Origin of the sequence: Nocardioides sambongensis, from assembly GCF_006494815.1 — a bacterium.
Lineage (GTDB): Bacteria > Actinomycetota > Actinomycetes > Propionibacteriales > Nocardioidaceae > Nocardioides > Nocardioides sambongensis.
In genome coordinates, this window is record NZ_CP041091.1 from 690819 (window position 1) to 714465 (window position 23647).

Genomic DNA, 23647 nt, shown 5'->3' on the forward strand with positions numbered 1-23647 from the left:
GTCGGACCCAGGCGCAGACCAGAGTGCAGACGACGGCGCATGAGAGCTCCTCCGAGACGGGTGGCGGGCCTCGCCCGCCGCTGGTCGCGATGCTAGGGAGCACCGGCGCCCCGTCGATAGGTGCGACCTGCACAGAGCTCGTGGGAACCTCAGGCGAGCCGGGTCATCTCCACCGAGACCGACATCTCCGAGCTGTCGGTGCCGGAGTAGATCCCGCGCAGCGGCGGGACGTCCTCGTAGTCACGACCGAAGCCGACGGCCACGTAGCGGTCGTCGGGCGCCGTGTCGGTGCTCGGGTCCAGTGCGTGCCAGCCGTCGTCCCACCACTCCACCCAGGCCCGGGAGTCGCCGGCGACCGTCTCGCCGATCACCGGCTCGGGGACCGGGTGCACGTAGCCGGAGACGTAGCGTGCGGGGATCCCGATCGCGCGCAGCGCGCCGATCGTCAGGTGCACCATGTCCTGCACCGCCCCGGTCCGCTGCTCCCACGCCTGCCGCGCGGTGCTGGCCGCGTCGGTCGCGCCGGGGACGTAGCGGATCTCGTCGTGCACCAGCCGTACGACGGCCCGCGCCGCCTCACCGGGCAGCGCGGCGGACGCCGCGATCTCCCGCACCCGGGCGACCAGGTCCTCGGGCGGCGCGACCAGCTCGGGCCGCACCAGGTACTCGGTCCAGCGATCGGCGATGGCGCGGTCGTCGTACGCGTCCCAGGGGGTGCTGGGAGCCGGCGGCGCCGGACGGTTCACCTGCACCGTCGAGGTGGCGACCACCGTCATCTCCTCGTGCGGGTCGGCGATCTCGAAGGCGATCACCTGGGTGCCGAAGTAGTCGGTGTAGGGGTAGGTCCACGGCGACGGCGTCACGTCGAGCCGCTCGTGGATGACGATCTGCTCGGGCGTGGTGCTCGGCGTCATCCTCGCCTGGTTGTAGGAGGCCGAGGCGCGGTCGTCGTAGTCGAACTCCGTGCGGTGCACGATGCGCAGCTGCATCACAGCTGGACCCCCTTCCAGGAGACCGCCTCGGCGCCCGCGAAGTAGCGCCGGGTGATCGCGTCGGTGGCTGCCGCGCAGGTGCGTTGCAGCCGTTCCATCTCGTCGGGCAGGTCGGCGACCAGGTCGGCCAGCGAACCGTACTCCAGCTCGGCGCGGGTGCGGCCGATCAGCCGGTGCGCCTCGTCCTGGAAGCCGGCCCTGCGCGGGTCGTCACCGAGGTTGTCCAGGCACTGCTCGGCGCGGCCGAGTGAGAAGACCACGGACCGCGGGAAGAGCCGGTCCAGCATCAGGAACTCCGCTGCCGCCCGCTCGGTCTCCACGCCGCGGTAGGTGCGCAGGAACGTCTCGTAGGCGCCCGAGGAGCGCAGGGTCGAGGTCCACTGCTCGCCGGTGCCGCCGGTCAACGTGGTCGAGGCGATCAGTCGCGAGGTCATGTCGGCCCGTTCGATGCTGCGACCCAGCATCAGGAACTGCCATCCCTCGTCCCGGGTCATCGTCGCGTCGGCGGTGCCGTTGATCAGCGCCGCTCGCTCGCGCACCCACTGGAAGACGTACGGCGGCCGCAGCGCCTCGAAGCGCCGTGCCGGGATCGAGCGGTAGGTGGTGTTGATGACCTCCCACAGCGGCACCGGCAGGGTCTCCCGGGCGCCGCGTGCTGCCTCGCGGGCATTGGCGAGCGCGGTGGCGATCGACCAGGCGGACGCGGGGGAGTAGGCCAGCACCGCGAGCACGTGGTCGATGTCGAGCGCTGCGGGGAAGTCCTCGGGCTCGATCCCCATGCTGGCCAGCAGGTCCCGGCAGGTCTGCTCCTCGTCCACCCCGGCGTCCTCGAGCAGCACCTGCGTCTGAACGTCGAGGATCCGGGCGGTGTCCTCGGCCCGCTCGACGTAGCGGCCGATCCAGAACATCGACTCGGCGATCCGGCTCAGCATCAGGCAACACCCTCCGGGCTCGTGGTGACTGCTCCGACCTGTTGTTGCTGCTGTTGCTGTTCCTGCTGCCGGGCGTCACCGTGGCCGGCGAGGACCCAGGTGTCCTTCGATCCACCGCCGCGCGAGGAGTTCACGATCAGCTCGCCCTTGGCCAGCGCCACCCGGGTCAGCCCACCGGGCAGCACCCAGGTGCGGTCGCCGTCGTTGACCGCGAAGGGTCGCAGGTCCACGTGTCGCGGGCCGAGCTCGCCGTCGACGAAGGTCGGCACCGTGGACAGCTGGACCACCGGCTGCGCGATCCAGGAGCGGGGGTCCTCCAGCACCTTGCCGCGCAGCTCGTCGAGCTCTTCCTTCGACGCCCGCGGCCCGATCACGATGCCCTTGCCGCCCGACCCGTCGACCGGCTTCAGGACCAGCTCGTCCAGCCGGTCGAGCACCTCCTCGCGGGCGTCCGCGTCGCCGCAGCGCCAGGTGTCGACGTTGCGCAGCACCGGCTCCTCGCCCAGGTAGTAGCGGATGATGTCGGGGAGGTAGGTGTAGACGAGCTTGTCGTCGGCCACGCCGTTGCCGACCGCGTTGGCCAGGGTCACGTTGCCGGCGCGGGCCGCGTCGATCATGCCGGGGCAGCCGAGCACCGAGTCCGGCCGGAAGTGGACCGGGTCGAGGAACTCGTCGTCGATCCGGCGGTAGACCACGTGCACCGGGGCCAGACCCTTGGTGGTGCGCATCATCACCTCGCCGCGGTGGCAGACCAGGTCGCGACCCTCCACCAGCTCCACGCCCATGGTGCGGGCCAGCAGCGCGTGCTCGAAGTAGGCGCCGTTGTAGACGCCCGGTGTGAGCACCACCACCGTCGGGTCGGCGACTCCGGCCGGGGCCGCGGCACGCAGCGCGGCCAGCAGCCGCTGCGGGTAGCCGGCCACCGGTCGGATCCGGTGCTGGGCGATGGTCTCGGGCAGCGCCGCGGCGATCGCCCGGCGGTTCGTCATCACGTACGAGACCCCCGACGGCACCCGCACGTTGTCCTCCAGCACCCGGAACTCGCCGGCGTTGTCGCGGATCAGGTCGATCCCCGACACGTGCACCCGCACACCGTTGGCGGGGCGGATCGTGGCGGCCGCCCGGTGGAAGTGCGAGGAGGTGGTGATCACCCGGCGGGGGATGACGCCGTCCTCGAAGACGGTGCCGGCGTCGTACACGTCGGCGAGGAACATCTCCAGCGCCTTCACCCGCTGCTGGACGCCGCTCTCGATCGTGGACCAGGTGTCCATCTCGATCACCCGCGGCAGGATGTCGAGCGGGAAGGCCCGCTCCTCCCCGCCGATGTCGAACGTCACGCCCTGGTCGAGATAGCTCGCCTGCAACGCCTCGACCCGACTGATCAGCTCGGGCGTCGTCATCCTCCCCAGCGAGTCGCGCAGTCGCAGGTACGGCGAGCGCAGGGCATCCCCGTCGAACATCTCGTCGTAGGCCGGGCTGGCCGGCTCTACCGTCCCGTACCCCTCGAACATGCTGCTCATGTTCGGACCCTACTCATGTCGGGTAACGCGCACGTTGCGCCCGAGTGGCCCGGCGCGCCGCCCCACCGCTCGTGACGGGGTAGAGGGGTAGGTTCGGGCGCATGGCCTTCTGGTTCTGCATCAAGCACCACACCGTCGAGGGCGACGAGGGCTGCCGGGCCAAGGACCGGCTCGGCCCCTACGACACCGAGGCGGAGGCGTCCCGGGCGCTGGAGACGGCTGCCGAGCGGACCGAGGAGTGGGACAACGACCCCCAGTGGAACGACGACGTCGAGGCGCGGGACGGCGCGGACGGACGAGACTGATCGTGTGGCGCCGGCGACGCCGGGTCCGCCCGCTCGCCGTCGACCCGGCGAGCGGCGAGGTGGTCTCGCCGTTGCCGTTCGTGGCCCTGGTGCTGCTGGCGTCCTCGTTCTTCCTCAACGCCGCCAGCGGAGTGATCGCACCCTGGTGGGTGGTCGTGCTACTGCTGGTGGTGTGGGCGGGGCTCCTGCTGTCCTGCCTGCGCGCCTGGACCGAGGACCCGCCGCGGACCGTGCGGATCGGCATCGCCTCGATCGTGGTCTGGGCCGTCGTGGTGATCGGCGGCGGCATCGCGTTCGGCTGGTCCGGCTGACTGCGGCCGACCGGCCCTCCCGAGCGGGGCTCAGGCCAGGGCGAGGAAGAGCTTCTCCATCTTCTTCGCGTCGACGCCGTCGAGTCCCTCCTCGCCCTCGGCGAGGCAGTGCTGCAGTCCGGTCGCGACGATCGCGTAGCCGGCACGGGAGAGCGCCTTGTTGACCGCGGCCAGCTGGGTCAGCACGGACTCGCAGTCCGACCCTTCCTCCATCATCCGGATCACGCTGGCGAGGTGTCCGTTGGCGCGCTTCATCCGCGTGATGATCGCCTTGATCTCGGTGGGTTCGAGGTCCATCCCTGCTCCTTCGTCCTTCGCGTCCCGTCCCGGCTCCGTCGGCGGCGCCGGTCGCTGCCCCATCCTACAACCCCCAGGGGGGTTCAACTGGCGGGTGCTCGCCGGCGCTGCTCCTCAGCGGCGCGTCGGACCCGGTCGCAGCGGTGCGGGATACTCGGCGCATGGCGATCCACATCACCGGCGATGACGCCGCCGACCAGCTGCTGACCGACTCCCCGTTCGCCCTGCTGGTGGGGATGATGCTCGACCAGCAGTATCCGATGGAGCACGCGTTCGCCGGCCCGCACAAGGTCAACGGCCGTCTGGGTGGCTTCGACCCCGCGCAGATCGCCGCGGCCGACCCCGAGGAGTTCGCGGCGCTGTGCGCCACCACGCCGGCGATCCACCGTTTCCCCGGTTCGATGGCCGGGCGCCTGCAGGAGCTGGCCCGGATCGTCGTCGACGAGTACGACGGCCACGCCGAGCGGATCTGGACCGAGGCGTCCGACGGCAGGGACCTCGCCAAGCGGCTCACCGCACTGCCGGGCTTCGGCGCCCAGAAGGTGAAGATCTTCGTCGCGCTGCTCGCCAAGCAGCTCGGCGTCGTGCCGGCCGGGTGGGAGAAGGTCGCCGGTGACTATGCGCTGGAGGGATACCGCTCGGTGGCCGACGTGGTCGATCCGGCCTCGCTGCAGAAGGTGCGGGACCACAAGAAGGCCGCCAAGGCGGCCGCGAAGGCGGCCAAGGCCGCAGGCTGACCAGGCGTGTGGTTTCCTGAGTGTTGCCTGAGGGCCGCCTGAGTCATGACTGAGGTGGGATCGAACGGTCGGTGAACGGCCGACGACTCCGGGGAGTACGCGAAGTCGTGCAGTGCCTCTGCAGTGGGAGGTTCGAATCGGCACGGGGGATGCGGAGGGCTCACCGGGGCCGTGGCACAATGAGTGTCAGCGCTCTTGACGCCTGCGGGCTTCGCTGCGCCCTGACCGCTTGTACGCTTCGCTGCCACTATCGAGAGGTGTTCGTGTCCTCGAACGCACGCAAGGTCCCGACCGAGGTGCTCGCGCACCCCTCCATCGTCGCCCTCGTCGAGCGAGCTGCCCCCACCGGCAGTGTCACGCCCGAGGACGTGCGTCAGGCGTTCACCGACGCTGACGTGGCGCCGGCGCAGCTGAAGCCGCTGATGGCGCACATCGCCGGGCTCGGGATCTCGGTCGCGATGCCGGCCGACACCCGTGCCGTCGCCGCCTCCTCGCGCACCGCGACCCAGAAGGCCGCGACCAAGAAGCCTGCCGCGAAGAAGGCTCCGGCCGCGAAGCCCGAGCCCGCCGCCGAGGACACCTCGACGCCGGCGAAGAAGACGGCCGCGAAGAAGGCGCCCGCCAAGAAGGTCGCCGCGAAGCAGGCCGACGCGGCCGTCGTGGAGGCGCCCGCCGTGGAGGCGCCCGTGGTCGGCCCCGACGGCAAGAAGGTCCTGCCCGACATCCCCGACGACCAGTTCGAGAAGGACGTCGCTGCCGACCCCTCCATCAAGGAGGACGAGAAGGAGGCCGAGAAGCAGAGCTTCGTGGTCTCCGCGGCGGACGACACCGACGAGCCCGAGCAGCAGGTCATGGTCGCCGGCGCGACCGCCGACCCGGTCAAGGACTACCTCAAGCAGATCGGCAAGGTCCCGCTGCTCAACGCCGAGATGGAGGTCGAGCTCGCCAAGCGGATCGAGGCCGGTCTCTTCGCCGAGGAGAAGCTCGCCAAGGGCGGCAAGATCACCCCGAAGGCCTTCGAGGAGCTCGAGTGGATCGCCGAGGACGGTCGGCGCGCCAAGAACCACCTGCTCGAGGCCAACCTCCGCCTGGTCGTCTCGCTCGCCAAGCGCTACACCGGCCGCGGCATGCTCTTCCTGGACCTGATCCAGGAAGGCAACCTTGGTCTGATCCGCGCGGTCGAGAAGTTCGACTACACCAAGGGCTACAAGTTCTCCACCTACGCCACGTGGTGGATCCGCCAGGCGATCACCCGGGCCATGGCCGACCAGGCCCGCACCATCCGGATCCCGGTGCACATGGTCGAGGTGATCAACAAGCTCGCCCGGGTCCAGCGGCAGATGCTGCAGGACCTCGGCCGCGAGCCCACTCCGGAGGAGCTCGCCAAGGAGCTCGACATGACCCCGGAGAAGGTCGTCGAGGTCCAGAAGTACGGTCGCGAGCCGATCTCGCTGCACACCCCGCTGGGCGAGGACGGCGACTCCGAGTTCGGTGACCTGATCGAGGACTCCGAGGCGATCGTCCCGGCCGACGCGGTCAGCTTCACCCTGCTCCAGGAGCAGCTGCACGCGGTGCTGGACACCCTCTCCGAGCGTGAGGCGGGCGTGGTCTCGATGCGCTTCGGCCTGACCGACGGCCAGCCGAAGACGCTGGACGAGATCGGCAAGGTCTACGGCGTGACCCGCGAGCGGATCCGGCAGATCGAGTCCAAGACGATGTCCAAGCTGCGTCACCCCTCGCGCTCGCAGGTCCTGCGCGACTACCTGGACTGACACTCCCACCGCCCAGCTGTCTGGGCGCCGCAGGCACGGATCCCGACCGCCTGTGGATGACGTTCACGCGCTCCCCCGAGAAGCGGCACAGTGATGCCCGCAACCGATCTCGGGAGGATGCAGCAGTGGCGACGAACGATGAGATCGCGCGTGCCGCGATCAAGGCCGACATGGAGCACCGGGGCTACCGGGAGACCGGGCCGGGGGAGTTCCACCGCTCCGTCGCGGCCGGCGCGATGGGCCACGTCAAGATCGAGCACTGGGTCTGGGCGGCGGACGGGCGGGTCCACACCCGGATCGAGGAGAGCCCGCCCTACCGCGCCACCGACTTCGCGGCCGAGGAGGCGGCGCTCGCGAACGCGCTGCAGCTCTCGGTCTTCGGATACTGGCCCTCTGCGATCGACGGGCTCTTCGCGGACTGGGAGCCGGGGGTGCTGCCGTGCCCGATGCCGTTCGAGATCGCGGCGAGCCTGGCCCGCGCGGCGGTGAGCGAGATCAGCGCCGGCGTCGTGGAGGAGGACCCCGCCGCCGGCTACGCACCCGGCAACCCGCGCCTCGCCAGCGATCTCAGCAACCTCGAGGAGCGCACCAAGCAGCTGAGCGGCCGATACGCCGCGACGTTCGCCGACACCTACGTGACCCCGCTGCCGGCGGTGATCGAGCGTCAGCGTTCGATGGTCGGGGTGCTGGCGGTGGCCGCGGCCGCCGAGGGTGAGGTGTGGGCCCGTGCCGCCGACGACGTCGCCGAGGTGAGACGACTCGGCCTCGCCGCGATGCAGGGCTCCGGCACTGCCTCCGAGGGCGACATCGACTGGAGCGTGGTGCTGACCGTGGTCGGCGCGGTCGCGGCCGGCGTCACCGCCTTCGCCACCGTCGGCAGCACCGCTGCCGTGGCCGCCGCCCTGCTGTCAGCGGGCGCCGGCGGCGCCGGCGACCTGATCGCCAGTCCGTCGGACGACAGCGCTCCGGAGCTGCCGCTCGGTGCCGGTGACCCGCACGCGGTGCTGGCCAACCTGCGCGCGGCACTGAGCGGCAGTGGCAACTCGCTCAGCGCGTCGATCCGGTCCCAGGAGCGCTCGATCCGACAGATGCTGGCCGCGGTCTCAGGGGCCGCGCGCGGAGCCCGACGCGGCATGTTCGACCTGCCGGAGCCGGAGGTGGCCGACGTCGGTGCCGGCGACCTGCTCGACCGGACCCAGTCCGTCATCGTCACACCGGAGATCATCGCCCGGATCACCGCGCTGTGGATCCCCACGATCAGCGCGGACCTGCGCACCGCTCGACGCCTGCTCGTCTGGGAGTCGGCCGGCGCCTGGCAACGACCGGCCGGGATCGGGTTGGGCGTCGCGGGACCGATGGCGGCCTACCAGGAGCTCCAGGAGACCGCACTCCGGCTGCTCGGCAACACTGCGGGGGAGTTGGACGACGCGGGCGTTGCCCTGGGCGACGCGGCTCGGATGATCGGACTCGTCGACGCGCAGGTCGAGCGTTCCTACGCGCGGCAGGCGCGACGGATCATCGACCTCAACCTGAACCATGTGGCGTGACCGGGGGCCGGCGATGCGGGTCGCCGGAGCCGTCCTCGTGGTGGTCGTCGTGTCGCTGGTGGTCGCGGGCCTGGCCGGTCAACGCCCCGAGTCGCCGGCGACGTCCACGGTCGCCGGGGCCAGCCCGGGGTCGGTCCGCGGGACCACACTGTGGGTGCGAGTGCCGACCGGGAAGGTCGAGGTCGTGGTGGGTGACCCGGTCGCGACGATCCCGGCCGGCCGCACCGAGTCCGGCGAGTCCATCGCGGCGGCGCCGGGGATGCGTTTCCTGCCGGTGGGGGTGAGTGTCGGCGCCGGCCTCGGCCTGCGGGGCCTCGGGGTCGACTTCTCCGAGGCGCCGCGGGCGGCGCTGACGCTGCGGCTCGCCGGGGAGGGCTTCGACCTCCCCGCCGTCGTGCCGACCGACGGCCTCTACCTGCGGATCCCGTCGGCGGCGATCGAGCCCGAGCAGCTCCAGTTGGTCGCGGAGTACGACGGCGTCACGCAGACCGTCGACGGGACGGGTGAGCGCGAGCGTGGCGCGGCAGCCGCTCTCTACGGTCTCCCCGGGGACGTCCCGGCCCAGCCCTGCCACCGGGGTTGGCGCGCCCGCCCGCGTGCCACCGTGGTGGTCTCCTGCTCCGCCTACGTCCAGAGCCTGCCCTACCTGCCCGAGCTGGGGTGGGCCGGCCGGGCCGAGCCGGGAGCACTCTGGTCGGTGGCCGCGGTGACCAGCGTGCTGGAGTCCGCGTCGCTGCCGGCCCGCGGCGGCTCCTCCGGGGCGTGCACGCTCGTGCTGCCGGGCTCCGGACGGCTGCAGCTGGACGGAGAGGCGCCTCGGAGCGTCCTGACCTCCGTGGCCCGCTCGATCCCCCTCGGACAGGAGGTTCGGACCACGGGAGCGTTCCTGACCGTGGGAGTGGACCGGGCCCGGCTCAGGATCGTGCGTGACGTGCCGTGCCTGGCGCGGGGGAGTCGGTTCGACCTGCGCCTGGTGAGGGCGCGAGCGGTCGACCTGGGTGCGGGAGCCGGGCGGGCCCGGTGAGCGCCGCCTCAGCCGATCGCGACCAGCGCCACGGCCACGCCGCAGAACGCCAGGCCGAGGAGCTGCGGGCGATAGATGTGCTCACGGAGCACCACGGCCGCCAGCAGCACGGTGACGGCCGGGTAGAGCGAGGTCAGCACCGCGGCCACCGTCAGCAGGTCGCTCTGGCTGGCCAGCATGAAGAAGAGCACGGCGGCGCTGGCCACCAGTCCCGCGACGATGCCCCAGGCCTCGGCCGGCCGGGTCATCCGCCAGGCGACCCCGAACCCCGTGGCGAGGGCGATCACGGTGACCACCGCCACCACCTGCGCGAGCGCCAGCGGCCAGAAGCCGGCGCCGTCGGGGATCTGGCCGAGCGCCACGAACAGCAGGCCGAAGCCGACACCGGCCAGCAGCCCGTCCACGACCCCGCGGGCCGAGCCCTCGTCCGCCGGTGGACCCGCCGCCGTCAGTGGGTCGGCGACGTCGGGCTCACGCGCGACCAGCCAGATACCGGGGAGGGCGGCCACGATCCCGACCCACACCAGCGGCGCGGGACGCTCCCCGGTCAGCACGCTGATCACGACCGGGAGCAGCGCGGCGCCGACGGCCGAGACCGGCGCCACCACGCCCATCCGCCCGGACGCGAAGCCGCGGTAGAGGAAGGCGGTGCCGGCGCCGCTGCCGAGCCCGGCCAGCAGCCCCAGGCCAGGTGCGCGGGGGCCGGGTCGCCGGGGAAGGCGAGTGCCAGCACGACGGCGCCGACGAGGGCGCCGATGCCCGAGGCGAGGGCGACCGGCCAGGCCGACGTACGACGTGCGGCGATGCCGCCGATGAAGTCGGAGACGCCGTAGGCCAGGGCCGCGGCGAGGGAGAGCAGGACGCCCATCGGGGGTGCACCCTTCGGAAATGACGAAGGGCCCAGGAGGATGTCCCGGGACCCTTCGAAGGTGGTCGATGGGTGGCGTCAGCGCTCGTCGTCCGCGTCGGTCGACGGGGTACCGGTGAGCTTGTGGGTCTCGTCCTGCACTTGGACGGCGATGTCCTTGAGTGCCGCGCCGTGTTCGCGTGCGTGGTGAGCGCAGAAGAGGAGCTCACCGCCGGAGGCGAGTTCGACGCGGAGGTAGGCCTGAGCACCGCACCGGTCACACCGGTCCTCGGCGGTCAGCGGAGCGCTGGGGGCAACTGTGGTTGTCACGACGGCCTCTCTCTCTTCGTTCACCACCTGATGGGGGTGGTGCCGGGATCAACGTAGCGACTTGCTCAAAGATTCCCGTCCCCGTGTGGTCTAACCCACGAACATCCAACCACGCAGATCGTCCCCGGCGACGGGATTTCCACTGCCCGAAACAACCTTGTGACCAACAGCGGAGGCGATGCGCACATCGTGGACCGGCCCGGGCCCGTGTGCCTGCACCGACGCCCGGCGTGTCGCCGGTAGATTGGGGGCGTTCGAAGGGAGTTCCACCATCGCCGACAACACCTACAACGCCGCGCACCTCCTGGTCCTCGAAGGACTGGAGGCGGTCCGGAAGCGACCCGGTATGTACATCGGGTCCACGGACACGCGCGGACTCATGCACTGCCTGTGGGAGATCATCGACAACGGCGTCGACGAGGCGCTCGGCGGTTTCGCCCACAGCGTCGAGGTGACGCTGCACGAGGACGGCTCCGTCGAGGTGTACGACGACGGTCGCGGCATCCCGACCGACAAGGAGCCCAAGACCGGTCTGCCCGGCGTCGAGGTGGTCGCCACCAAGCTGCACGCCGGCGGCAAGTTCGGCGGTGGCTCCTACAACGCGTCCGGCGGCCTGCACGGCGTCGGTCTCTCCGTGGTCAACGCGCTGTCCAGTCGGATGGACATCGATGTCGACCGCTCCCCGGCGACCCAGGGGCTCTCCTTCCAGCGCGGCGTGCCGGGTGTCTTCGACGGCGAGGGCCCGACCGCCGCGTTCACCCCCACCTCGGGACTGACCCGGAAGGGCAAGCGGGTGGCCAAGGGCCGCACCGGCACCCGGATCCGCTTCTGGCCGGACCGGCAGATCTTCACCAAGGATGCTCGGTTCGAGCTCGCCGGGCTGCTGGGGCGTGCCCGGCAGACGGCCTACATCGTGCCCGGCCTCGAGCTGGTCATCCGGGACCGCTCCGGCGACGAGCCGACGGAGGAGAAGATCCGCCACGACGGCGGCATCTCGGAGTTCGCCGAGGCACTCAGCCACGGCGAGCCGGTCACCGAGGTGCTCCGGATCACCGGATCGGACACCTTCACCGAGACCGTCCCGATGCTGGACGAGAAGGGGCACATGACGCCCCAGGAGGTCGACCGGGAGCTCCTGGTGGACATCGCGGCACGCTGGGACACCGGCTATGACACCGAGGTCCGCTCCTTCGTCAACGTGATCGCCACCCCCAAGGGAGGCACCCACGTCGCGGGGTTCGAGGCGGCGCTGACCAAGACCTTCAACGACGCCATGCGCGCCACGAAGGCGCTGAAGGTCAACGACGACGACGTGGTCAAGGACGACATCCTGGAGGGCATGACCGCGGTGGTCACGGTCCGTCTGGCCGAGCCGCAGTTCGAGGGCCAGACCAAGGAGATCCTGGGCACCCCGGCGGTCCGCGGCGCCGTCCGCAAGGTGGTGGCGACGCAGCTGAAGGACTTCCTGACCTCCTCGAAGAGGGCGGAGAAGGCTCAGGCAAAGCTGCTCATGGAGAAGGTCGCGGGCGCGGCGAAGACGCGGATCGCGGCCCGTCAGCACAAGGAGACCCAGCGGCGGAAGAACGCGCTGGAGTCCTCGACCCTGCCGGCCAAGCTGGCCGACTGCCGCTCCGGGGACAACGAGCGCACCGAGCTGTTCATCGTCGAGGGCGACTCGGCGCTGGGCACGGCGAAGCTCGCCCGCAACTCGGAGTTCCAGGCGCTGCTGCCGATCCGCGGCAAGATCCTGAACGTGCAGAAGGCCTCGGTCGCCGACGTGCTCAAGAACGCCGAGTGCGCGTCGATCATCCAGGTCGTCGGCGCCGGGTCCGGACGCACCTTCGACCTCGATGCCGCGCGCTACGGCCGGATCATCTTCATGGCCGACGCGGACTCCGACGGCGCGCACATCCGCACGCTGCTGGCGACCCTGTTCTTCAAGTACATGCCGGAGCTGGTCGCCGAGGGCCGGGTCTTCTCCGCGGTGCCACCACTGCACCGGATCGAGCTGACCAACCCGAAGAAGGGCCAGGACAAGTACGTCTACACCTATTCCGACGACGAGCTGCAGCGCAAGCTCGCCGAGCTGCGCAAGAAGAACCAGCGGTGGAAGGACCCGGTACAGCGGTACAAGGGGCTCGGTGAGATGGACGCCGACCAGCTGGCCGAGACCACCATGGACCCGCGTCGCCGCACGCTGCGCCGGCTGACCGTCGACGACGCGCAGGTCGCCGCGGAGGTCTTCGAGCTGCTGATGGGCTCCGACGTCGCGCCCCGTAAGGAGTTCATCGTCCAGGGTGCCTACGAGGTCGACGTCGAAGCGCTCGACGCCTGATCCGGATGAACGTCCCCGAGACCCGCAAGGCGGTCACCCGTCTGCTCAAGCAGCGCGGCGGCAAGGCCCGCAAGGGCCACCTGCGCCTGCCCGTCGGCGACCTCTTCTGGTACGTCGACCTCCGCGCCGAGTCCCCGGGACCGACTGCTCCGCTCCGCCTCGAGCTCGGCTGCTGGACCCCCGAGCTGCCACCAGAGCCGGACGGCGGCGCGGTCGACTGCCCGCTGCTGGTCGACCTGCAGCTGGGGGAGGACCCGCTGGCCGAGACAGAGCGCTATCTGGACCTGGTGGGCCAGATCGGGGACCTCGGCACGCTGGCGGTGCGGATGGTGGAGCTGCCGGGCGCGCTGGTCGACGTACCGCTGCGCGAGCTGCTGGAGGGCTGACACCGGCCGCTGCGGGCAGCGGCCGGTGGGCCGGGATCAGTACTTCTGGTCGAGCAGACCGGTGTCGACGTCGTAGATGAAGCCGCCGACCTTGACGGTGTCGGGGACCAGCGGGTGCGAAGTCACCCGGTGCACGTCCTGGCCGAGGGTGGCGACCTGGTCCTCGATGACGTGGAAGCGCTGCCAGGCCGCGTCCGTGCCGGCCGAGGCCGAGACCCGGTCGCGCAGCGTCTCCTCGCTGTTGGAGGCCACCGCGCAGCGGGTGTGCGGGATCACCAGCACACGCTGGACGTTGAGCAGGTGGACGGCCAGCACGATCGCCTCGAGCGCGGCGTCGGTGACCCGGCCGCCCGGGTTGCGGAAGATCTTGGCGTCCCCCGGTCGCAGGCCGATCATCTCCAGCGGCGCGATCCGGGAGTCCATGCAGGTCACCAGCGCGACGCCGGCACGGGCGACGCCGTCGAAGCCGGAGTACTGGAAGTCGGTCGCGAACTCCCGGTTCGCGCTGAGCAGGTCGTCGAAGTGCAGGTCGTCGAGGTCAGCCATGCGGCTCAGAATAGTGGGGTCTCAGCCGGCCGAGCGCAGCGCCTCAGAGGTCGGAAGGGAGCGGGTCGCCGCGTCGCGCAGCAGCACCAGTGCCAGCACCGCGGCGAGCCCCGCGGTGACCGCGGCCCCGGCGAAGACGGCCTGCTCCTGCAGGATGCCGAGCTGGGTCAGGGAGAGGTCGGGCTGGTCGGCCTGGGCCTGGTGCAGCCGACGCAGCCCGATCGTGGTGAGCGCGGATATCCCGATCAGCATCCCCACCATCCGGGCGACCACGACCAGCGCGGAGGCCAGGCCGTGGCTGTCCCCGGTGGTGCTGGCGAGCATCGCCGCGTTGACCGGGGCCAGGGCGAGCCCGAAGCCCAGCCCGCCGACCACCAGCGGCAGGTTGGAGGCGAACGAGTCCAGCGTGGTGGCCTCCCACTGCGTCATCGCCGCGAAGGAGCCGGACGCGGCCACCATGCCGACCGCTGTCACCGGCCCCGCGGCGAAGTGACGCAGCAGCCATCCGCCGAGGACGGCCCCGACCGGGAGCGCCGCCAGGAAGCGGAGCAGCACCAGCGCCGCACCGAGCTGGGAGTCCTGGTGGATCGTGGTCCGGGCGAAGAGCGGGATGTCGACCAGCGCCGCGATCAGCGACCACCCGACCAGGAAGCTGACCACCAGCGAGCCCCAGGCAGGGCGGGCCCGGAGCGCCCCGCGCGGGACGACCGGGTTGTCGGCACGGCGCAGGTGGACCACGAAGCCGACCGCCGCCAGCGCTGCGCCGGCCAGGAACCAGGGACCCTGCGGGGAGAAGACCGCCACCGCCGGGTCCGCCGTGGCGAAGGCGAGGACCACCCCGGCGAGCGCCACACCGAGCAGCACCGCGCCGAGCAGGTCGGCCTCCCGTGCGGCACCGAGCCAGCCGCGCAGGTCCACGATCGGAGCCCGCGCGAACCAGCTCCAGCCGGTCCACAGCAGTGCCGCCACGATCGTGATGACGCCGATCGGGGTGATCCAGCGCGAGCCGTCCTCGACGTAGGGGATGAAGAGCCGGCCCCAGGTGAGGTCCCGCTTGATCGCGGACGGCTCGAGATAGGTGATCAGGCCCGCGGCCAGCACGGCTACGGTGAGCAGCAGTCCGACCAGGTCGATCCGCGAGCGGGGCCGGGCCGTGCCGGACGGGACCGCTCCCGACGGAACACGGGCGTCCCGAGCGATCAGGCGCACCGCCACGGCCAGCAGCGCGCCGACCGCCAGGTTGATCGCGAAGATGCCGCGCCAGGTGGCGAAGGAGAGGACCAGGGCCCCGTAGAGCGGGCCGAGCACGCTGCCGAACTCCTGGACCGCGGAGACCATCCCGAGCGGAACGCCACGGCGCTCGGCCGGGTAGAGCGCCGCGACCAGCGACATCGTGGCCGGCACCAGCCCTCCGCCGCCCATGCCCTGGAGGAACCGCCCGGCCACCATGGTGACCAGCTCCGGGGCGACCGCGGTCAGCAGTGAGCCGAGGGAGAACAGCGTCAGCGACGCCGCGACCACCGGCACCTGGCCGCGCAGGTCGGCGATCCTCCCGATCAGCGGCAGGGCGGCGACGTACCCGAGCAGGAAGCCGGAGACGATCGGGGCCGCGCGCTGCAGCTGCTCCACCGAGATGCCGACCGAGGCCATCATGTCCGGCAGCGCCAGCACCACGACGTAGGTGTCGACGGCCGCGAACGCGACGGCGAAGGCACAGAACGCCAGCAGGACGCGGTTCATCGCCTCGGCTCCGCTCCCACCGCACCCCTCACTCGGGCGCGGTGATGTCCTCGCTGACGTCGTACTCCTCGATGTCGATGGTGTAGGTGATCGGGTCGGCGCTCTCGAAGAAGGAACCGGTCATCTCCACGGTGCGCAGGTAGCCGTCGCCGTCCACCTCGAAGGTGGCCTCGACGTCCTCCGCGGCGGCGCAGGGCAGCACCGTCCGCAGCGCGTCGCCGGGCACGGTGCCGGCGTAGGGGTGATCACCACCGAGGCGTCGTCCTCGCTGCGCTGCGACTCGCCGGCCTCGACGTCGTCGGCCGCGGTGAGCAGCGAGGAGACGCCGCTGTCGGGGTCGAGCAGCGTGGCCGGGTCCGGTGCGCAGAAGTCGGCGGGCTGGTACTGGTCGGTCCAGCCCTGCAGCGGCACGTCGATGTAGACCGAGCCGTCGATGGAGACCACGCCGATGTCGCTGCCGGGGAAGCCGGCCACGCGGCCGGAGATCTTCCCCTCGAACGAGGCGGGATCGGCCACGATGGTGCCCGTCGCCTCGGAGAGGTAGTCGGTGCCCGGGTCGTCCGGCGTGCTCATCCGGACCGTGATCCCGCTGGTCTCGTCCAGCAACGACTTGGCCTCCGACAGCACGTCCTCGGGCGTCTGGTCGGCGGTCTCGGGCTCGTCGCTGCCGGTGCAGCCGGCCAGGGCGAGGGATGCGACGGCGGGTACGGCGATGGCCAGCGCGAGGCGTCGCGCGCCACCACGGCGCAGGGGAGCACGGTTCATGCGCTCACCCTGACACACCGCCGAAGCGGTCCGGTCAGGCATCCGCGGGAGGCGCCGGGGCGACGCCGACGGTAGCCGTCAGCGGTCCCGCGCAGGCGGTGATCGGCTGGCTGCTCGGCACGCCCGAGCCGTCCCTGCGGCCGGTGGCGGGCGGCAGGTCGACCGGTGCACCGCTCGCGGCGCTGCCGCGTGCCGGGGCGGGCCCGGACCAGGCGAAGACCAGGCGGTCCTCGCCCTTCAGGAATCGGTGGCAGCGCACCCCACCGGTGGCACGGCCCTTGCGGGGGTACTCGCCGAACGGGGTCACCTTCACCGAGCCGGAGTCGGTGCCGGGCAGCGCCGTCGACGAGCCCGACGCGGTCACCACGACCGCCCCGTCGGGGCTGTCCACGTCGCCGTTGGCCAGCGTGCCGAACCAGACGACCTGGTGACCCTCGGTCACCCGCACCCCGGCGACGCCCCCACCGGCGCGTCCCTGCGGCCGCACGTCCGAGGCCGGGAAGTGCAGCAGCTGGGCGTCACTGGTGATGAAGCAGAGCTCCTCGGTGCCGGCCAGCAGCTGGACGGCACCGACCACCTCGTCGCCCTCCTTGAGGCCGATCACCTCCCACTCGTCCTTGTTGAGCACCTCGGGGTTGACCCGCTTGACCACGCCGTTGCGGGTGGCCAGCGCGATACCGGGCCCCTCGGGGGTCAGTGCGGTCATCCCGACCACGCGCTCGCCGGCGGTGAGCGAGAGCATCTCGCTCACCGGCAGGCCGCCCTGCAGGTTCGGCTCGTTCGCCGAGGGCGGGATGCCGGGGAGGTCGAGCACCCCCAGCCGCAGCAGCCGTCCGGTCGAGGTCAGCACGCCGACGTCGGCGCGGGCGGTGGTGCGCACCGCGGCCAGGATCACGTCGTGGTTCGCCCGACCGCCGCCGGAGCCGATCTCCCCGGCCGAGGATGTCCGGGCCAGCAGACCGGTCGCGGAGAGCAGCGCGAAGCAGGGGGCGTCGGGCACCTCCAGCGGGGCGGTGGCCGCGGCCACCGCCGCCGTACCGGCGGACTCCAGCAGCACGGTACGACGCGGGGTGCCGAACGTCTTCGCGATCTCGGCGAGCTCGTCGGAGACCACCTTCCGCAGCAGCTCCACATCGGCCAGGATCGCGTCCAGCTCCTCGATCTCGTGGCGCAGCGTCTCCTGCTCCTTCTCCAGCTCGATCCGGGAGAACCTGGTCAGCCGGCGCAGCTGCATCTCGAGGATGTACTCGGTCTGCGCCACGGAGAGGTCGAAGATGCTCATCAGCCGCTCCTTGGCGGCCGCCGAGTCGTCGCTGGACCGGATCACCTGGATGACCTCGTCGATGTCGAGCAGGGCGATCAGCAGGCCGTCGACCAGGTGCAGCCGGTCGGCCTTCTTGTTCCGGCGGAACTGGCTGCGCCGGCGGACGACCTCGTAGCGGTGCTCGAGGAAGACCTCCAGCAGCTGCTTGAGGCCGAGCGTGCGGGGCTGCCCGTCGACCAGCGCGACGTTGTTGATCCCGAAGGAGTCCTCCAGCGGCGTCTGCTTGTAGAGCTGCTCGAGCAGCGCCTCGGGCACGAAGCCGTTCTTGACCTCGATCACCAGGCGCAGGCCGTGGTCGCGGTCGGTGAGGTCCTTGACGTCGGCGATGCCCTGGATCTTCTTGTTCTGCACCAGGATCTTGATCCGCTCGACCACCTTCTCGGTGCCCACGCCGTAGGGCAGCTCGGTGACCACGATGCCCTTGCGGCGTCCGAAGGTCTCGATCCGGGCGGTGGCGCGCATCTTGAAGGTGCCGCGGCCCGTCTCGTAGGCGTCGCGGATGCCGTCGAGCCCGACGATCTTGCCGCCGCCGGGCAGGTCGGGGCCGGGGATGAAGCGCATCAGCCCGTCGACGTCGGTCTTGGGGTGCTTGACCAGGTGGCGCAGCGCCTGGATCACCTCGACCAGGTTGTGCGGAGCCATGTTGGTGGCCATGCCGACCGCGATGCCGGTGGTGCCGTTGACCACCAGGTTCGGGATGGCGGCCGGCAGCACCGTCGGCTCGAACTCGCGACTGTCGTAGTTGGGGCGGAAGTCGACGGTGTCCTCGTCGATGGACTCCGTCATCGCGATCGCCGGCGGCGCCATCCGGCACTCGGTGTAGCGCATCGCCGCGGGCGGGTCGTCCGGCGACCCGAAGTTGCCGTGTCCGTCGATGAACGGCAGCCGCATCGACCAGGGCTGCGACATCCGGACCAGGGCGTCGTAGATCGCGCTGTCGCCGTGCGGGTGCAGGCGACCCATCACCTCGCCGACCACTCGGGCGCTCTTCACGTGACCGCGGTCGGGCCGCAGGTTCATGTCGTTCATCGTGTAGAGGATCCGGCGCTGCACCGGCTTCATCCCGTCCCGGGCGTCGGGCAGGGCCCGGGAGTAGATCACCGAGTACGCGTACTCCAGGAACGAGGTCTGCATCTCGTCGCGGATGTCGGTGTCGAGGATGTGCTCCTCGAAGTCCTCCGGGAGCGGATCGGGCTTGGTGCGACGTGCCATGGGGGTCATTCTCCCCGGCCGAGGGGCCCGACGCCGGGCAGGGCACGCCGTGGGGGCCCGCGCGATCCGGCGCGGACCTGTTCATCTCGTCGGGTCCGCCCGATAGATTCGGGGCGTGACCCCCCAGGACCTCCCCACCACGGACGAGATCGAGGCACCGCCGACCCACTGGGAGGGCGACGTGCTGCTGCGGGACGGGCGCACCGCACACATCCGGCCGATCGAGGCCGCCGACGGCGAGCTGATGACCGAGTTCTACGCCCGCGTCTCCGACGAGTCGAAGTACTACCGGTTCTTCTCGCCGATGCCGACCCTCTCGCCCACCGACCTGCGCCGGTTCACCCACGTCGACCACCGCGACCGGGTCGCCCTGGTGGTGCTGCTCCAGGGGAAGATGATCGCGGTCGGACGCTACGACGTGGTCGGCAACCACGGCTCGGGCAAGGAGGCCGAGGTGGCCTTCCTGGTCGAGGACCAGCACCAGGGGCGCGGCATCGCCCAGCTGCTCCTGGAGCACCTGGCCCAGGCCGGCCGGGAGCGCGGGGTGGAGCGCTTCACCGCCGACGTACTGCCCGACAACTCGCGGATGATCCAGACCTTCCGGGACGCCGGCTACCGGGTGGCCAGCGGCTACGCCGACGGGGTGATCACGCTCGAGTTCCCGATCGACCCGACCGACACCGCGATCGGCGTGATGCACAACCGGGAGCACGTGGCCGAGTCCGCCTCGATCCACCGCTTCTTCCACCCCCGGTCGGTCGCGATCATCGGGGCCAGCCGCCGGCAGGAGACGATCGGTCACGTCCTGGTGCGCAACCTGGTCACCGCCGACTTCACCGGCCGGGTCTTCGTGGTCAACCCGAACACCCGCGCGGTCTCCGGGATGCCGGCGTACAAGAACGTCAACGAGATCCCCGACGACGTGGACGTGGCGATCGTCGCGGTGCCGGCCGACTCGGTGACCGACGTGGTCCTCGACTGCGCGGCCAAGGGCGTGCACGGGCTGGTCGTCATCTCCTCCGGCTTCGCCGAGACCGGCGAGGAGGGGCGCAAGCGGCAGCGCCACCTGGCCGGCCTCTGCCGTTCCTACGGCCTGCGCCTGATCGGACCCAACTGCCTCGGTGTGATCAACACCGACCCGGGCGTCCAGGTCAACGCCTCGCTCTCATCGGTGATGCCGACCCGCGGTCGCGCGGGGTTCTTCTGCCAGTCCGGCGCGCTCGGCTCGGCGATCCTGGAGAAGGTCCGCAACCGGGGCCTGGGCATCTCGACCTTCGTCAGCGCCGGCAACCGCGCGGACGTCTCGGGCAACGACCTCCTGCAGTACTGGGAGGAGGACGACGCCACCGAGGTGGTGATGATGTACCTGGAGTCGATCGGCAACCCGCGCAAGTTCTCCCGCATCGCGCGCCGGGTGTCGCGGCGCAAGCCGATCGTCGCGGTCCGCTCCGGCCGGACCACCCAGGGCGTTCCGATGGGACACACGGTACGCCGGATCGGCGCACCGCCTGCCGCCGTCGACGCGATGTTCCGGCAGGCCGGCGTGATCCAGGTGGACACCCTCGACGACATGTTCGACGTCGCCCAGCTGCTCGCGCACCAGCCACTGCCGCGCGGGCGCCGCGTCGCGATCGTGGGCAACTCCGACGCGCTCGGCCTGCTCGCCGCCGACGCCGCCTCGGCGGTCGGACTGGTGGTGAACCGGTCGGTGGCCCTCGGCTCCGAGGCGACCGCCGAGGACTTCGAGGACGCGCTGGACGGCGCGATCGACGACCCGGACGTGGACTCGGTGATCGCGGTCTACATCCCGCCGCTCGACGTCACCGGCGAGGAGGTCGCGAACGTGCTGGCCGCCGTCGGGGAGCAGTCCGACAAGCCGTTGGTCTCCAGCTTCCTCGGCGCCGAGGGCGTGCCCGAGCTGCTGCGGGTGCCCGACGTCGCGGGTTCCTCTGCCGGACGTGGCTCGGTGCCGTCGTACCCGGCCGTGGAGGCCGCGGTGCGGGCGCTGGCGCGCGTCGTGGAGTACGCCGTGTGGGTGCGCACGCCGGACGGCGAGCACACCGAGCCCGGCGAGGTCGACGACCAGGCCGCGAAGCGCCTGATCACCCGGGTGCTCACCGACGGCGGTCTGGAGGCCGCCGACGCGGGCATCGAGCTCAACTCCGCCGAGGTCTCCGCGCTGCTCGCGACCTACGGCATCGACGTGTGGCCCGTCTACCCGGTGGCCGACCTCGAGGAGGCGAAGGCGATCGGGGAGCGGCTGGAGTGGGACGTCGTGCTGAAGTCGACCAGCCCGTCCGTGCGGGAGCGGCCCGACATGGCCCACGTGTGGCGCAACATCGGCTCGGCCTACGAGATGACCGAGGCGTGGGAGACGCTCAACCACCACGCGGCGGATCCGGCGACCGCGGAGTTCGCGGTGCAGAAGACGGCGCCGCCCGGTGTGCCGGTGGCGATCCGTTCCACCGAGGACCCGCTGTTCGGTCCGGTCGTCTCCTTCGGCATCTCCGGTCCGGTCATCGAGCTGCTGGGCGACTGGTCCTACCGGATCCCGCCGCTGGACCAGCAGACGGTGAGCGCCATGGTGCGCGAGGTGAAGAGCTCGCCGCTGCTGTTCGGGTACCGGGGGACCGAGCCGATCGACGTGGCGGCGGTCGAGCACCTGATCGCGAAGGTCGCCGCCATGCAGAACGACCTGCCGGAGATCAGCGGTCTGGAGCTGTCCCTGGTGCTGGCCGGGGCCAGCAGCGCCGCGGTGCTGACCGCCGGTGTGCGGGTGGCCCGGATCAAGGACCCCCGCCCCGACTCCTTCGTCCGCCGGATGCCGGACCTGATCACGACGATCCCCGACTGATTCCCCGGCCGTCCGGTGAGCACGGACCCGGGGGATCGGTCGACGCGGCACCGACCCGGCGTGGCAGGATCCGGACCATGTCCCGCGCCACCACCGAACCGCCCGCCGACCGCGCCGCCGAGCTGCGCACCGCGATCGACCGGACCGGGTACTACCCGGAGGTGGTGGCCGCCGCGGTCACCGACGCCGTCGGCGGGGAGGGCGTGATCTCCTTCTACGTCCACCACGAGCCCACCTTCGAGCGCGACGAGGTCCGCCGGCACCAGAGCGTGATCGTGCTGACCCCGACCCGCCTGATCCTGGCCCACACCGACGAGCACACCGGCGACGACCTGCTGCCCGAGCCCTACACGTCGACCTCGACGGAGGCGGTGGCGCTCTCCTCGGTCACCTCCGTCGTGGTCACCCGGATGGTCACCAGCCCCACCGACGGCCCGACCCCGCCGGTCGAGGCGGTGCTGACCATCGGGTGGGGCGGCGTCAGCCGGATGGACCTGGAGCCGGCCACCTGCAGCGACCCCCAGTGCGACGCCGACCACGGCTACACCGGCGTGCTCTCCTCCGACGACTTCTCGCTGCGGGTCTCGGCCGCGGCGGACGGCAACGACGCCGTCGGTGGCCTGCTCGGCTTCGCCGCCAGCCTCTCGGCCCGGACCCGAGGCGCGCGGTGACCCAGGTCCCCACCATCGGCGAACCCACACCGGCCTCCGGCGGCTTCTGCCCGCCCGCCTACGGGGAGCGCTCGCTCAGCGACATCGTCCCGGCCGTCGCCGCGGCCCTCGGCAGCCCGCTCGCGCCCGCCCCGGGAGCGGCGGTCCCGACGGACCGGCTCCAGCTGCCCGACGCGTCCTCCTACGTGGTGTTCCTGATCGACGGGCTCGGCGCCCGGCTGCTGGAGCGGTACGCCGAGGCGGCGCCGTACCTGGCCTCGCTGCTGGTGGGGTCACCGCGCGCCACCGCCACCGTGCCGTCGACCACGTCGACCAGCCTGACCTCGCTGGGCACCGGGCTGACGCCCGGCGGGCACGGCCTGGTCGGGTTCACCACCCGTGTGCCGGGCACCGACGAGCTGCTGAACGCGCTGCTCTGGGACGTCGACATCGACCCCGTGCAGTGGCAGCCGCACCCGACCGCCTTCACCCGGCTGCAGAACGCGGGGGTGCGGGTGAGCGTGGTCAACAAGCGTGAGTTCGACGGCAGCGGGCTGACCGTGGCGGCACACCGCGGCGCCGACTACGTGGGTGTCGACCGGGTCGGCGAGAGGATCGCCGCGGTCGTCGAGTGCTCCGCGCCCCGTCCGTCGCTGACCTACGTCTACGACGGTGACCTGGACTGGACCGGGCACCGGTGGGGCGTGGCCTCCAGCGAGTGGCTGCAGCAGCTGGCGATGATCGACCACGAGGCCGAGCAGCTGCGCGAGGCCCTGCCCGCGGACCGCCGGATGGTGGTGATCGCGGACCACGGGATGGTGGACGTGCCGGCGTCGGACCGGATCGACGTCAGCGTGCAGGACCACCTGCACTCCGGGGTCGCCCTGGTCGGCGGCGAGGCCCGGTTCCGCCACCTCTACTGCGTCGGTGGCGCGGTGGACGACGTCGTCGCCACCTGGCGCGAGGAGCTCGGTGCGCGCGCCGACGTGCTGACCCGGGCCGAGGCGGTCCAGCGCGGTTGGTTCGGACGGGTCGACCCGTCGGTGCTGCCCCGGATCGGGGACGTCGTCGTCGCCTGCCGCGACCACACCGCGGTGCTCGCCAGCGAGCACTTCCCCTACGAGGCGAAGCTGATCGGGATGCACGGCTCGCTCACCGCCGACGAGATGCTGATCCCGGTACTGGTCGACTGAGCTCGCGAGGTATCTTTTCGCCGCCGTC

The 23647-nt window shown here is 71.6% G+C and carries 22 protein-coding genes; 11 read left to right on the forward strand and 11 right to left on the reverse strand.

Going from position 1 to position 23647, the window contains the following annotated elements; genetic code table 11:
- Positions 1 to 149 precede the first annotated feature (149 nt).
- From FIV43_RS03210 to FIV43_RS03220, 3 genes are read right to left on the reverse strand one after another with little or no spacing between them, the layout of a single operon-like run.
- Positions 150 to 989 (reverse strand): transglutaminase family protein, encoded by an 840-nt coding sequence (locus FIV43_RS03210; protein ID WP_141012964.1) that lies wholly within the window; start codon positions 987 to 989, stop codon positions 150 to 152.
- A complete protein-coding gene (locus FIV43_RS03215) occupies positions 989 to 1924 on the reverse strand; it encodes an alpha-E domain-containing protein (RefSeq protein ID WP_141012965.1) in 936 nt (311 codons plus the stop codon). Before FIV43_RS03215 ends, FIV43_RS03210 begins: the two co-directional genes overlap by 1 nt.
- Positions 1924 to 3444: a circularly permuted type 2 ATP-grasp protein gene (locus FIV43_RS03220; protein ID WP_141012966.1), complete on the reverse strand. Its 1521-nt coding sequence runs from the start codon at positions 3442 to 3444 to the stop codon at positions 1924 to 1926. The genes FIV43_RS03215 and FIV43_RS03220 overlap by 1 nt, the downstream gene beginning before the upstream one ends.
- 101 nt (positions 3445 to 3545) lie before the next feature.
- On the opposite strand from FIV43_RS03220, the gene FIV43_RS03225 reads away from it, so the two are divergent.
- Entirely contained in the window at positions 3546 to 3749 is a 204-nt protein-coding gene (locus FIV43_RS03225) for a hypothetical protein (RefSeq protein ID WP_141012967.1), read from the forward strand.
- A gap of 2 nt (positions 3750 to 3751) precedes the next feature.
- On the forward strand, positions 3752 to 4060 hold the full coding sequence (locus FIV43_RS03230; RefSeq protein WP_141012968.1) for a hypothetical protein: 309 nt from the start codon (positions 3752 to 3754) through the stop codon (positions 4058 to 4060).
- A 30-nt stretch (positions 4061 to 4090) separates the two neighbouring features.
- Here the strand turns inward: FIV43_RS03230 and FIV43_RS03235 are convergent, their stop codons facing one another.
- A complete protein-coding gene (locus tag FIV43_RS03235; RefSeq protein WP_141012969.1) occupies positions 4091 to 4357 on the reverse strand; it encodes a metal-sensitive transcriptional regulator in 267 nt (88 codons plus the stop codon).
- Between the two features lie 161 nt (positions 4358 to 4518).
- Here FIV43_RS03235 and FIV43_RS03240 point away from each other — a divergent pair, with 161 nt between their 5' ends.
- The 4 genes from FIV43_RS03240 (at position 4519) to FIV43_RS03255 (ending at position 9437) form a co-directional block, all read left to right on the forward strand.
- The gene (locus FIV43_RS03240) at positions 4519 to 5094 is read left to right on the forward strand and encodes an HhH-GPD-type base excision DNA repair protein (protein WP_141012970.1); all 576 of its coding nucleotides are present in this window, start codon (positions 4519 to 4521) and stop codon (positions 5092 to 5094) included.
- Between the two features lie 422 nt (positions 5095 to 5516).
- Positions 5517 to 6866, forward strand: a complete 1350-nt coding sequence (locus tag FIV43_RS03245) for an RNA polymerase sigma factor (protein ID WP_407938881.1) — start codon at positions 5517 to 5519, stop codon at positions 6864 to 6866.
- Positions 6867 to 6991: 125 nt separating this feature from the next.
- Positions 6992 to 8413, forward strand: a complete 1422-nt coding sequence (locus tag FIV43_RS03250; protein WP_141012972.1) for a hypothetical protein — start codon at positions 6992 to 6994, stop codon at positions 8411 to 8413.
- Complete coding sequence (locus tag FIV43_RS03255) at positions 8403 to 9437, forward strand: hypothetical protein (protein WP_141012973.1); 1035 nt, start codon at positions 8403 to 8405, stop codon at positions 9435 to 9437. The genes FIV43_RS03250 and FIV43_RS03255 overlap by 11 nt, the downstream gene beginning before the upstream one ends.
- An 8-nt stretch (positions 9438 to 9445) precedes the next feature.
- Here the strand turns inward: FIV43_RS03255 and FIV43_RS03260 are convergent, their stop codons facing one another.
- From FIV43_RS03260 to FIV43_RS03265, 3 genes are all read right to left on the reverse strand, one after another.
- Positions 9446 to 10042, reverse strand: coding sequence for an EamA family transporter (locus tag FIV43_RS03260; protein WP_196780954.1), 597 nt, complete (start codon positions 10040 to 10042; stop codon positions 9446 to 9448).
- A complete protein-coding gene (locus FIV43_RS21350; RefSeq protein WP_196780955.1) occupies positions 9997 to 10305 on the reverse strand; it encodes a hypothetical protein in 309 nt (102 codons plus the stop codon). The genes FIV43_RS03260 and FIV43_RS21350 overlap by 46 nt, the downstream gene beginning before the upstream one ends.
- Positions 10306 to 10383: 78 nt before the next feature.
- Positions 10384 to 10638: a DUF7455 domain-containing protein gene (locus tag FIV43_RS03265; protein ID WP_196781055.1), complete on the reverse strand. Its 255-nt coding sequence runs from the start codon at positions 10636 to 10638 to the stop codon at positions 10384 to 10386.
- A 220-nt stretch (positions 10639 to 10858) separates the two neighbouring features.
- Here FIV43_RS03265 and FIV43_RS03270 point away from each other — a divergent pair, with 220 nt between their 5' ends.
- Both FIV43_RS03270 and FIV43_RS03275 read left to right on the forward strand, forming a co-directional pair.
- Positions 10859 to 12949 (forward strand): DNA gyrase/topoisomerase IV subunit B, encoded by a 2091-nt coding sequence (locus FIV43_RS03270; protein WP_231123656.1) that lies wholly within the window; start codon positions 10859 to 10861, stop codon positions 12947 to 12949.
- 5 nt (positions 12950 to 12954) lie between these two features.
- On the forward strand, positions 12955 to 13335 hold the full coding sequence (locus tag FIV43_RS03275; RefSeq protein WP_141012975.1) for a hypothetical protein: 381 nt from the start codon (positions 12955 to 12957) through the stop codon (positions 13333 to 13335).
- 36 nt (positions 13336 to 13371) lie between these two features.
- Here FIV43_RS03275 and FIV43_RS03280 read toward each other — a convergent pair whose 3' ends face one another.
- The 4 genes from FIV43_RS03280 to FIV43_RS03295 all read right to left on the reverse strand — a co-directional run bounded on the left by FIV43_RS03280 (position 13372) and on the right by FIV43_RS03295 (position 18922).
- The gene (locus tag FIV43_RS03280; protein WP_141012976.1) at positions 13372 to 13881 is read right to left on the reverse strand and encodes a beta-class carbonic anhydrase; all 510 of its coding nucleotides are present in this window, start codon (positions 13879 to 13881) and stop codon (positions 13372 to 13374) included.
- A gap of 21 nt (positions 13882 to 13902) precedes the next feature.
- The gene (locus FIV43_RS03285) at positions 13903 to 15621 is read right to left on the reverse strand and encodes an MFS transporter (RefSeq protein WP_141012977.1); all 1719 of its coding nucleotides are present in this window, start codon (positions 15619 to 15621) and stop codon (positions 13903 to 13905) included.
- A gap of 120 nt (positions 15622 to 15741) precedes the next feature.
- On the reverse strand, positions 15742 to 16386 hold the full coding sequence (locus FIV43_RS03290; RefSeq protein WP_181407668.1) for an LppX_LprAFG lipoprotein: 645 nt from the start codon (positions 16384 to 16386) through the stop codon (positions 15742 to 15744).
- A gap of 34 nt (positions 16387 to 16420) precedes the next feature.
- Positions 16421 to 18922, reverse strand: coding sequence for a DNA gyrase/topoisomerase IV subunit A (locus FIV43_RS03295; RefSeq protein ID WP_141012979.1), 2502 nt, complete (start codon positions 18920 to 18922; stop codon positions 16421 to 16423).
- A 115-nt stretch (positions 18923 to 19037) separates the two neighbouring features.
- Between FIV43_RS03295 and FIV43_RS03300 the strand changes: the two genes are divergently transcribed.
- The 3 genes from FIV43_RS03300 (at position 19038) to FIV43_RS03310 (ending at position 23619) form a co-directional block, all read left to right on the forward strand.
- Positions 19038 to 21776 carry a bifunctional acetate--CoA ligase family protein/GNAT family N-acetyltransferase gene (locus tag FIV43_RS03300; RefSeq protein ID WP_196780956.1) on the forward strand — a complete coding sequence of 913 codons (2739 nt, stop codon included), beginning with the start codon at positions 19038 to 19040 and terminating at the stop codon, positions 21774 to 21776.
- A gap of 77 nt (positions 21777 to 21853) precedes the next feature.
- Positions 21854 to 22447 carry a DUF5998 family protein gene (locus tag FIV43_RS03305; RefSeq protein ID WP_141012980.1) on the forward strand — a complete coding sequence of 198 codons (594 nt, stop codon included), beginning with the start codon at positions 21854 to 21856 and terminating at the stop codon, positions 22445 to 22447.
- Positions 22444 to 23619 carry an alkaline phosphatase family protein gene (locus FIV43_RS03310; protein WP_231123657.1) on the forward strand — a complete coding sequence of 392 codons (1176 nt, stop codon included), beginning with the start codon at positions 22444 to 22446 and terminating at the stop codon, positions 23617 to 23619. Before FIV43_RS03305 ends, FIV43_RS03310 begins: the two co-directional genes overlap by 4 nt.
- Positions 23620 to 23647 lie beyond the last annotated feature (28 nt).